Raw genomic sequence first — 10,443 nt, forward strand, 5'->3', positions numbered from 1 at the left:
CACGAGGAAGAAGACAAATTATGGCTGCTACTAGCGAAGCGACCAAGAAGTCACGAAAGAAGTCTGGCGATTCCGACACCAGCGGCCGCGTGGTGCGAGTCACCGGACCGGTCGTCGACGTCGAGTTTCCGCGCGGGTCGGTGCCCGGCCTGTTCAACGCGCTCAATGCGGACATCACGTTCGAGGAGCTCAAGAAGACCCTGACGCTCGAGGTCGCGCAGCACCTCGGCGACAACTTGGTCCGCACGATTTCGTTGCAGCCCACCGACGGCCTGGTGCGCGGCGTCGAGGTCACCGACAGCGGCAAGTCGATCTCGGTGCCGGTGGGCGAAGAGGTCAAGGGTCACGTGTTCAACGCCCTGGGACACTGCCTGGACAAGCCCGGGTACGGAGAAGACTTCGAGCACTGGTCGATTCACCGCAAGCCGCCGGCCTTCGAGGAGCTCGAGCCGCGCACCGAGATGCTCGAGACCGGCCTGAAGGTCGTCGACCTGCTCACCCCGTACGTGCGGGGCGGCAAGATCGCACTGTTCGGCGGCGCCGGCGTGGGCAAGACGGTGCTGATCCAGGAGATGATCAACCGCATCGCCCGAAACTTCGGTGGCACTTCGGTGTTCGCCGGGGTGGGGGAGCGCACCCGCGAGGGCAACGACCTGTGGGTGGAGCTCCAGGAGGCCGACGTGCTGAAGGACACCGCGCTGGTCTTCGGCCAGATGGACGAGCCGCCCGGCACCCGTATGCGGGTGGCGCTGTCGGCGCTGACGATGGCCGAGTGGTTCCGCGACGAGGCGGGCCAGGACGTGTTGCTGTTCATCGACAACATCTTCCGGTTCACCCAGGCCGGATCCGAGGTGTCGACCCTGCTGGGCCGCATGCCCTCGGCGGTGGGGTACCAGCCCACGCTGGCCGACGAGATGGGCGAGTTGCAGGAGCGCATCACCTCGACGCGGGGACGGTCCATCACGTCCATGCAGGCGGTCTACGTGCCCGCCGACGACTACACCGACCCGGCGCCCGCGACGACGTTCGCACACCTTGATGCCACGACCGAGCTGTCCCGGTCGGTGTTCTCCAAGGGCATCTTCCCCGCCGTGGACCCGCTGGCGTCGAGCTCGACCATCCTCGACCCCGGCGTCGTCGGCGAGGAGCATTACCGCGTGGCGCAGGAGGTCATCCGAATCCTGCAGCGCTACAAGGACCTTCAGGACATCATCGCCATCCTCGGCATCGACGAGCTGTCCGAAGAGGACAAGCAGTTGGTCAACCGGGCGCGGCGTATCGAGCGGTTCCTGTCGCAGAACATGATGGCGGCCGAGCAGTTCACGGGGCAGCCGGGTTCGACGGTTCCGGTGAAGGAGACCATCGAGGCGTTCGACAAGCTGACCAAGGGCGACTTCGACCACATCCCCGAGCAGGCGTTCTTCCTGATCGGCGGCCTGGACGACCTGGCCAAGAAGGCCGAGGGCTTCGGCGCCAAGCTGGACTCCTGAGGGCTTGGTTCAATGGCCGAGTTGAACGTCGAGATCGTCGCCGTCGACCGACAGATCTGGTCGGGTGAGGCCACGTTCCTGTTCACCCGCACCACGGTCGGCGAGATCGGCATCCTGCCCCGCCACATCCCGCTCGTGGCGCAGCTGGTCGACGACGCCATGGTCCGTGTCGAACGGGAAGGCGAGGACGACCTGCGCGTCGCGGTGGACGGCGGGTTCCTGTCGGTGACCGAGGAGGGCGTCATCATCCTCGCCGAATCCGCGGAATTCGAATCGGAGATCGACGAGCACGCCGCCCGGGAGGACGCCGAGTCCGACGATCCCCGCATCGCCGCCAGGGGGCGCGCCAGACTGCGCGCCGTCGGCGCGATCGACTAAGCGCCGATGAGCGCGCCCATGGTCGGCATGGTCGTGCTCGTCGTCGTGCTGGCGGCCGCCGTCCTCGCGCTGAGCTACCGGCTGTGGAAGCTGCGCCAGGGCGGAACGGCGGGAATCATGCGCGACATCCCCGCCGTCGGTGGCCACGGCTGGCGCCACGGTGTGATCCGTTACCGCGGTGGGGAGGCCGCCTTCTACCGGCTATCGAGCCTGCGGTTGTGGCCGGACCGCCGGCTCAGCCGGCGCGGGGTGGAGATCGTGGCCCGGCGTGCGCCGCGCGGCGACGAGTTCGACATCATGACCGACGAGATCGTGGTGCTGGAGCTGCGCGACACCACGCAGGACCGCAGGTCCGGTTACGAGTTGGCGTTCGACAAGGGCGCGCTCACCGCGTTCTTGTCCTGGCTGGAATCCCGGCCCTCGCCGCGCGCGCGCCGTCGCAGTGTGTGACGCCGGCTTTCTCGGCGCCCCTCAGCCCCCTGGCTTCCAGAGCACATCCCCCTCGGGGTTGGCCGCCCGCGACAGGATGAACAGCAGATCCGAGAGGCGGTTCAGGTATTTCGCCGGCAGCACGCTGACCCCGCCGGGCTGCGAATCGATCGCCGACCACGCCGAGCGCTCCGCCCGCCGCACCACGGTGCGGGCGACGTGCAGCAGCGCCGACAACGGCGAACCGCCCGGCAGCACAAACGAATTCAGCGCGGGCAACGATTCGTTGTAGGTGTCGCACCATCCCTCGAGCCGATCGATGTAGGCCTGGGTGATTCGCAGCGGCGGGTATTTCGGGTTGTCCACCACCGGGGTGGACAGGTCCGCACCGGCGTCGAACAGGTCGTTCTGGATCTGCCGCAGCACGCCCTTGGTTTCCTCGTCGGGCGAACCGAGGGCGATCGCGACGCCGATCGCGGAGTTGGCCTCGTCGCAGTCCGCGTATGCGACCAGCCGGGGGTCGTTCTTGGACACCCGTGAGAAATCGCTCAATCCGGTCGTCCCGTCGTCGCCGGTTCGCGTATAGATGCGGGTCAGGTGTACGGCCATGTGCGAAACGGTACCCGGCCGGCCGACTCGGCTGACTGACAAGCCCTGGGGGGGTTCACTAGACTGACGCGGGTGGCTGAGCGATTCGTGGTGACCGGCGGCAACCGGTTGACCGGCGAAGTCGCCGTCGGGGGGGCCAAGAACAGCGTGCTCAAGCTGATGGCCGCGACCCTGCTGGCCGAGGGCACCAGCACCATCACCAACTGCCCCGACATTCTCGACGTGCCGCTGATGGCCGAGGTGTTGCGCGGCCTGGGCGCCACCGTCGAGCTAGACGGCGACGTCGCCCGCATCACCTCGCCCGACGAGCCCAAGTACGACGCCGACTTCGCCGCCGTGCGGCAGTTCCGCGCGTCGGTCTGCGTGCTCGGGCCGCTGGTCGGCCGCTGCAAGCGCGCCCGGGTGGCGCTGCCGGGCGGCGACGCGATCGGATCCCGTCCGCTGGACATGCATCAGGCCGGCCTGCGGCAGCTGGGTGCGCAGTGCAACATCGAGCACGGCTGCGTCGTCGCCCAGGCAGACACGTTGCGCGGCGCGGAGATTCAGTTGGAATTCCCCTCGGTGGGTGCCACCGAGAACATCCTGATGGCCGCCGTGGTGGCCGAGGGCGTCACCACGATCCACAACGCAGCGCGCGAACCCGACGTCGTCGACCTGTGCACGATGCTCAATCAGATGGGTGCTCAGATCGAGGGCGCGGGCTCGCCGACCATGACCATCACCGGTGTTCCGCGGCTGCATCCCACCGAACACCGCGTGATCGGCGACCGCATCGTCGCCGCCACCTGGGGCATCGCCGCCGCGATGACCCGCGGAGACATCTCGGTGACCGGCGTCGACCCGGCGCACCTGCAGGTGGTGCTGCACAAGCTGCACGACGCCGGCGCCACCGTCACCCAGACCGACGACAGCTTCCGGGTCAGCCAGTACGAGCGCCCGAAGGCCGTCAACGTCGCGACGCTGCCGTTCCCCGGCTTTCCCACCGACCTGCAGCCGATGGCGATCGCCCTGGCCTCGATCGCCGACGGCACGTCGATGATCACGGAAAACGTGTTCGAGGCGCGCTTCCGGTTCGTCGAGGAGATGATCCGCCTGGGCGCCGACGCCCGCACCGACGGGCACCACGCCGTCGTGCGGGGTCTGCCGCAACTTTCCAGCGCCCCGGTGTGGTGTTCGGACATCCGCGCCGGCGCCGGCCTGGTGCTGGCCGGGCTCGTCGCCGACGGCGACACCGAGGTCCACGACGTCTTCCACATCGACCGCGGCTATCCGTTGTTCGTGGAAAACCTGGCGATTTTGGGAGCCGAGATCGAGCGGGTAGAGTAGTCAAAGTCAGTGCCCCACAAGGGCGATCACCACGCCAAGGTGGCCGATCCCGGGGCCTTGACTCCCTCGCCGGAACGGTACTAGCCTGGCACGGCTTGCCCCGCAGCGGCCACCACACGAGTGGGCCGGAACTGGGGCTTGACGCCCCCGCCAGATCGGTATTAAGCTGGCAGGGTTGCCCGCAAAGCGGGCGAAAACAAGCATGAGTGTTGTTTGAGAACTCAATAGTGTGTTTGGTCTTTTTATTTTGTTGTTGTTTTTTGGCCATACCTTGCACTCCCCGTGTGTGGGTATGGCTGTTTTTTGACGCCAGGTTTTGGCGTCTTGTCAGGTATCTCTGATTGTAAATTCACCTCGATATCGAGGGGTTTTTGTTTGGAGAGTTTGATCCTGGCTCAGGACGAACGCTGGCGGCGTGCTTAACACATGCAAGTCGAACGGAAAGGCCCCTTCGGGGGTACTCGAGTGGCGAACGGGTGAGTAACACGTGGGTAATCTGCCCTGCACTTCGGGATAAGCCTGGGAAACTGGGTCTAATACCGAATAGGACCGCGAGGCGCATGCCTTGTGGTGGAAAGCTTTTGCGGTGTGGGATGGGCCCGCGGCCTATCAGCTTGTTGGTGGGGTGACGGCCTACCAAGGCGACGACGGGTAGCCGGCCTGAGAGGGTGTCCGGCCACACTGGGACTGAGATACGGCCCAGACTCCTACGGGAGGCAGCAGTGGGGAATATTGCACAATGGGCGCAAGCCTGATGCAGCGACGCCGCGTGGGGGATGACGGCCTTCGGGTTGTAAACCTCTTTCACCATCGACGAAGGTCCGGGTTTTCTCGGATTGACGGTAGGTGGAGAAGAAGCACCGGCCAACTACGTGCCAGCAGCCGCGGTAATACGTAGGGTGCGAGCGTTGTCCGGAATTACTGGGCGTAAAGAGCTCGTAGGTGGTTTGTCGCGTTGTTCGTGAAATCTCACGGCTTAACTGTGAGCGTGCGGGCGATACGGGCAGACTGGAGTACTGCAGGGGAGACTGGAATTCCTGGTGTAGCGGTGGAATGCGCAGATATCAGGAGGAACACCGGTGGCGAAGGCGGGTCTCTGGGCAGTAACTGACGCTGAGGAGCGAAAGCGTGGGGAGCGAACAGGATTAGATACCCTGGTAGTCCACGCCGTAAACGGTGGGTACTAGGTGTGGGTTTCCTTCCTTGGGATCCGTGCCGTAGCTAACGCATTAAGTACCCCGCCTGGGGAGTACGGCCGCAAGGCTAAAACTCAAAGGAATTGACGGGGGCCCGCACAAGCGGCGGAGCATGTGGATTAATTCGATGCAACGCGAAGAACCTTACCTGGGTTTGACATGCACAGGACGCCGGCAGAGATGTCGGTTCCCTTGTGGCCTGTGTGCAGGTGGTGCATGGCTGTCGTCAGCTCGTGTCGTGAGATGTTGGGTTAAGTCCCGCAACGAGCGCAACCCTTGTCTCATGTTGCCAGCGGGTAATGCCGGGGACTCGTGAGAGACTGCCGGGGTCAACTCGGAGGAAGGTGGGGATGACGTCAAGTCATCATGCCCCTTATGTCCAGGGCTTCACACATGCTACAATGGCCGGTACAAAGGGCTGCGATGCCGCAAGGTTAAGCGAATCCTTTAAAGCCGGTCTCAGTTCGGATCGGGGTCTGCAACTCGACCCCGTGAAGTCGGAGTCGCTAGTAATCGCAGATCAGCAACGCTGCGGTGAATACGTTCCCGGGCCTTGTACACACCGCCCGTCACGTCATGAAAGTCGGTAACACCCGAAGCCAGTGGCCTAACCCTTTGGGAGGGAGCTGTCGAAGGTGGGATCGGCGATTGGGACGAAGTCGTAACAAGGTAGCCGTACCGGAAGGTGCGGCTGGATCACCTCCTTTCTAAGGAGCACCACGAAAAGCACCCCAACTGGTGGGGTGCAAGCCGTGAGGGATCCGCGCCTGTAGTGGGTGCGGGTCGGGTGCGCAACAACAAGCAAAGCCAGACACACTATTGGGTCCTGAGGCAACACTCGGGTTTGTCGAGTGGTGTCCTCCCCATCTTGGTGGTGGGGTGTGGTGTTTGAGAACTGGATAGTGGTTGCGAGCATCTAAATGGATGCGCTGCCCTCCGAATGGAGTGCGGCGTGTTCGTTTTGTGTAATTTTTCTTTGGTTTTTGTGTTTGTAAGTGCTTAAGGGCGCATGGTGAATGCCTTGGCATCGAGAGCCGATGAAGGACGTGGGAGGCTGCGATATGCCTCGGGGAGCTGTCAACCGAGCGTTGATCCGAGGATTTCCGAATGGGGAAACCCAGCACGAGTGATGTCGTGTTACCCGCACCTGAATATATAGGGTGCGGGAGGGAACGCGGGGAAGTGAAACATCTCAGTACCCGTAGGAGAAGAAAACAATTGTGATTCCGTCAGTAGTGGCGAGCGAACGCGGAACATGGCTAAACCGCACGCATGTGTAACCGGGTAGGGGTTGTGTGTGCGGGGTTGTGGGATTGATACGTCTCAGCTCTACCCGGCTGGGAGGTAGTCAGAAAGTGTCGTAGTTAGCGGAAGTGGCCTGGGACGGTCCGCCGCAGACGGTGAGAGCCCGGTACGCGAAAACCCGACACCTACCTTGTATCAAAACCCGAGTAGCAGCGGGCCCGTGGAATCTGCTGTGAATCTGCCGGGACCACCCGGTAAGCCTAAATACTCCTCGATGACCGATAGCGGATTAGTACCGTGAGGGAATGGTGAAAAGTACCCCGGGAGGGGAGTGAAAGAGTACCTGAAACCGTGTGCCTACAATCCGTCAGAGCCTCTTTATGGGGTGATGGCGTGCCTTTTGAAGAATGAGCCTGCGAGTCAGGGACACGTCGCAAGGTTAACCCGTGTGGGGTAGCCGCAGCGAAAGCGAGTCTGAATAGGGCGTCTGAGTGGCGTGTTCTGGACCCGAAGCGGAGTGATCTACCCATGGCCAGGGTGAAGCGCGGGTAAGACCGCGTGGAGGCCCGAACCCACTTAGGTTGAAGACTGAGGGGATGAGTTGTGGGTAGGGGTGAAAGGCCAATCAAACTCCGTGATAGCTGGTTCTCCCCGAAATGCATTTAGGTGCAGCGTTGCGTGTTTCACCACGGAGGTAGAGCTACTGGATGGCCGATGGGCCCTACTAGGTTACTGACGTCAGCCAAACTCCGAATGCCGTGGTGTTAAAGCGTGGCAGTGAGACGGCGGGGGATAAGCTCCGTACGTCGAAAGGGAAACAGCCCAGATCGCCGGCTAAGGCCCCTAAGCGTGTGCTAAGTGGAAAAGGATGTGCAGTCGCAGAGACAACCAGGAGGTTGGCTTAGAAGCAGCCACCCTTGAAAGAGTGCGTAATAGCTCACTGGTCAAGTGATTGTGCGCCGATAATGTAGCGGGGCTCAAGCACACCGCCGAAGCCGCGACAACCGCAAGGTTGGGTAGGGGAGCGTCCCCCGTTCAGCGAAGCCGCCGGGTGACCGGTGGTGGAGGGTGGGGGAGTGAGAATGCAGGCATGAGTAGCGATAAGGCAAGTGAGAACCTTGCCCGCCGTAAGACCAAGGGTTCCTGGGCCAGGCCAGTCCGCCCAGGGTGAGTCGGGACCTAAGGCGAGGCCGACAGGCGTAGTCGATGGACAACGGGTTGATATTCCCGTACCCGTGTGTGCGCGTCCCTGACGAATCAGCGGTACTAACCACCCAAAACCGGAACGACCATTCCCCTTCGGGGGCATGGAGTTTCGGGGCTGCGTGGGACCTTCGTTGGTAGTAGTCAAGCAATGGGGTGACGCAGGAAGGTAGCCGTACCAGTCAGTGGTAACACTGGGGCAAGCCCGTAGGGAGAGCGATAGGCAAATCCGTCGCTCACTAATCCTGAGAGGTGATGCATAGCCGATTGAGGTGAATTCGGTGATCCTCTGCTGCCAAGAAAAGCCTCTAGCGAGCACACACACGGCCCGTACCCCAAACCAACACAGGTGGTCAGGTAGAGCATACCGAGGCGTACGAGATAACTATGGTTAAGGAACTCGGCAAAATGCCCCCGTAACTTCGGGAGAAGGGGGACCGGAACACCGTGAACAGCCTTGCGCTGGGAGCGGGATCCGGTCGCAGAAACCAGCGAGAAGCGACTGTTTACTAAAAACACAGGTCCGTGCGAAGTCGCAAGACGATGTATACGGACTGACGCCTGCCCGGTGCTGGAAGGTTAAGAGGACCCGTTAACCCGCAAGGGTGAAGCGGAGAATTTAAGCCCCAGTAAACGGCGGTGGTAACTATAACCATCCTAAGGTAGCGAAATTCCTTGTCGGGTAAGTTCCGACCTGCACGAATGGCGTAACGACTTCTCGACTGTCTCAACCATAGACTCGGCGAAATTGCACTACGAGTAAAGATGCTCGTTACGCGCGGCAGGACGAAAAGACCCCGGGACCTTCACTACAACTTGGTATTGGTGTTCGGTACGGTTTGTGTAGGATAGGTGGGAGACTGTGAAACCTCAACGCCAGTTGGGGCGGAGTCGTTGTTGAAATACCACTCTGATCGTATTGGACACCTAACGTCGAACCGTATATCCGGTTCACGGACAGTGCCTGGTGGGTAGTTTAACTGGGGCGGTTGCCTCCTAAAATGTAACGGAGGCGCCCAAAGGTTCCCTCAACCTGGACGGCAATCAGGTGGCGAGTGTAAATGCACAAGGGAGCTTGACTGCGAGACCTACACGTCAAGCAGGGACGAAAGTCGGGATTAGTGATCCGGCACCCCCGAGTGGAAGGGGTGTCGCTCAACGGATAAAAGGTACCCCGGGGATAACAGGCTGATCTTCCCCAAGAGTCCATATCGACGGGATGGTTTGGCACCTCGATGTCGGCTCGTCGCATCCTGGGGCTGGAGCAGGTCCCAAGGGTTGGGCTGTTCGCCCATTAAAGCGGCACGCGAGCTGGGTTTAGAACGTCGTGAGACAGTTCGGTCTCTATCCGCCGCGCGCGTCAGAAACTTGAGGAAACCTGTCCCTAGTACGAGAGGACCGGGACGGACGAACCTCTGGTCCACCAGTTGTCCCACCAGGGGCACCGCTGGATAGCCACGTTCGGACAGGATAACCGCTGAAAGCATCTAAGCGGGAAGCCTTCTCCAAGATCAGGTTTCTCACCCTTTTAGAGGGATAAGGCCCCCCGCAGAACACGGGTTCGATAGGCCAGACCTGGAAGCTCAGCAATGGGTGCAGGGAACTGGCACTAACCGGCCGAAAACTTACCAACACAAATCGCAACCACTATTCTTTCGCGACATTTGTCGCGCCAGATACCACACCCCCCACCAGAACAATTTAAATAGAGTTACGGCGGCCACAGCGACAGGGAAACGCCCGGTCCCATTCCGAACCCGGAAGCTAAGCCTGTCAGCGCCGATGATACTGCCCACCAGGGTGGAAAAGTAGGACACCGCCGAACATATACAAAAACACCCCCGGCGACGGGGGTGTTTTTGCATTCGTCGTGCGCTAGTCAAAGAGCGTCAGGTCGACCGCGGCGCGCTTTTTCTCCAATTCGAGCAGGGTTCGCTTTCGGTCGAGTCCACCGCCGTAGCCGGTGAGGCTGCCACTGGCGCCGATCACCCGGTGGCATGGAACCACGATCGCGATAGGGTTGTGCCCGTTGGCCCAGCCGACGGCGCGCGCGGATCCCGGGGCGCCGATCTGCTCGGCGATTTCCCCGTACGAGCGGGTCTCGCCGTACGGGATCGTCAGCAGGGCCTTCCACACCCGCTGCTGGAACTCCGTGCCCCGCAGCTCGAGCTCGATGTCGAAGTCGGTCAGCTCGCCGGCGAAGTAGGCCGCGAGCTGCGCGACGACGTCATCGAAGGCCCGCGCGTCGGGCGACCAGCCGGCGCGGCTGGGTTCGTGGGTCTGGTCGACCATCCTCAGGTTCGTCAGGACCGGGCCGTGGCCGGCCAGGGTGAGGGGTCCGATCGGGCTGTCGACGGTGCGGTAGTGGATCATGCGACTTCCTTCGGAGTCTTTGGGGGCCAATGGTTTACCGGATGCTCGAGGGTCGTCCACAGGTGTTGGGTGGCGTACGAGCGCCACGGGCGCCAGCGGGCGCTGCGCGCGACGAGTCCCGACTTGGCTCAAATTAGTGCGCATCACAGGCGCGGATTTTGAGCAGAGCGGTGCGGAGGTCGTCGGGTAGCGGG

6 protein-coding genes, 3 rRNA genes and 1 pseudogene are annotated in these 10,443 nt (G+C 62.2%); 7 read left to right on the top strand and 3 right to left on the bottom strand.

Annotated features, from left to right (window positions below; translation table 11 throughout):
• Window positions 1-20: 20 nt before the first annotated feature.
• Genes atpD through BST11_RS23300 form a run of 3 tightly spaced genes read left to right on the top strand, consistent with a single transcriptional unit; the run spans window position 21 to window position 2,318 of the window.
• Window positions 21-1,490 carry a F0F1 ATP synthase subunit beta gene (atpD, locus tag BST11_RS23290; protein ID WP_083140554.1) on the top strand — a complete coding sequence of 490 codons (1,470 nt, stop codon included), beginning with the start codon at window positions 21-23 and terminating at the stop codon, window positions 1,488-1,490.
• Window positions 1,491-1,502: 12 nt separating this feature from the next.
• A complete protein-coding gene (locus BST11_RS23295) occupies window positions 1,503-1,868 on the top strand; it encodes a F0F1 ATP synthase subunit epsilon (protein WP_067316580.1) in 366 nt (121 codons plus the stop codon).
• Window positions 1,869-1,874: 6 nt separating this feature from the next.
• Window positions 1,875-2,318 (top strand): DUF2550 domain-containing protein, encoded by a 444-nt coding sequence (locus BST11_RS23300; RefSeq protein WP_067316578.1) that lies wholly within the window; start codon window positions 1,875-1,877, stop codon window positions 2,316-2,318.
• A 21-nt stretch (window positions 2,319-2,339) separates the two neighbouring features.
• On the opposite strand, the gene BST11_RS23305 is transcribed toward BST11_RS23300, so the two are convergent.
• Complete coding sequence (locus BST11_RS23305) at window positions 2,340-2,906, bottom strand: cob(I)yrinic acid a,c-diamide adenosyltransferase (protein WP_083140555.1); 567 nt, start codon at window positions 2,904-2,906, stop codon at window positions 2,340-2,342.
• A gap of 72 nt (window positions 2,907-2,978) precedes the next feature.
• Between BST11_RS23305 and murA the strand changes: the two genes are divergently transcribed.
• The 4 genes from murA (at window position 2,979) to rrf (ending at window position 9,701) form a co-directional block, all read left to right on the top strand.
• Window positions 2,979-4,232: a UDP-N-acetylglucosamine 1-carboxyvinyltransferase gene (gene murA / locus BST11_RS23310; RefSeq protein ID WP_083140557.1), complete on the top strand. Its 1,254-nt coding sequence runs from the start codon at window positions 2,979-2,981 to the stop codon at window positions 4,230-4,232.
• Between the two features lie 372 nt (window positions 4,233-4,604).
• A 16S ribosomal RNA gene (locus BST11_RS23315) occupies window positions 4,605-6,135 on the top strand.
• Between the two features lie 282 nt (window positions 6,136-6,417).
• A 23S ribosomal RNA gene (locus BST11_RS23320) occupies window positions 6,418-9,509 on the top strand.
• Window positions 9,510-9,588: 79 nt separating this feature from the next.
• Window positions 9,589-9,701 (top strand): 5S ribosomal RNA (gene rrf / locus BST11_RS23325).
• Together the 16S, 23S and 5S rRNA genes form the textbook arrangement of a ribosomal RNA operon.
• A gap of 50 nt (window positions 9,702-9,751) precedes the next feature.
• Here the strand turns inward: rrf and BST11_RS23330 are convergent.
• Complete coding sequence (locus tag BST11_RS23330; protein ID WP_083140559.1) at window positions 9,752-10,249, bottom strand: methylated-DNA--[protein]-cysteine S-methyltransferase; 498 nt, start codon at window positions 10,247-10,249, stop codon at window positions 9,752-9,754.
• A pseudogene (locus BST11_RS28720) lies at window positions 10,246-10,359 on the bottom strand (hypothetical protein); the annotation flags it as partial. The gene BST11_RS23330 and the pseudogene BST11_RS28720, both read right to left, overlap by 4 nt.
• Between the last annotated feature and the right edge of the window lie 84 nt (window positions 10,360-10,443).

This window comes from Mycobacterium alsense (genome assembly GCF_002086635.1).
In the GTDB taxonomy this organism is placed as follows: domain Bacteria; phylum Actinomycetota; class Actinomycetes; order Mycobacteriales; family Mycobacteriaceae; genus Mycobacterium; species Mycobacterium alsense.

Coding starts and splice junctions, on each gene's coding strand:
- atpD (WP_083140554.1), top strand. CDS start 21: ATGGCTGCTACTAGCGAAGCGACCAAGAAGTCACGAAAGAAGTCTGGC.
- BST11_RS23305 (WP_083140555.1), bottom strand. CDS start 2,906: ATGGCCGTACACCTGACCCGCATCTATACGCGAACCGGCGACGACGGG.
- BST11_RS23330 (WP_083140559.1), bottom strand. CDS start 10,249: ATGATCCACTACCGCACCGTCGACAGCCCGATCGGACCCCTCACCCTG.
- BST11_RS23295 (WP_067316580.1), top strand. CDS start 1,503: ATGGCCGAGTTGAACGTCGAGATCGTCGCCGTCGACCGACAGATCTGG.
- BST11_RS23300 (WP_067316578.1), top strand. CDS start 1,875: ATGAGCGCGCCCATGGTCGGCATGGTCGTGCTCGTCGTCGTGCTGGCG.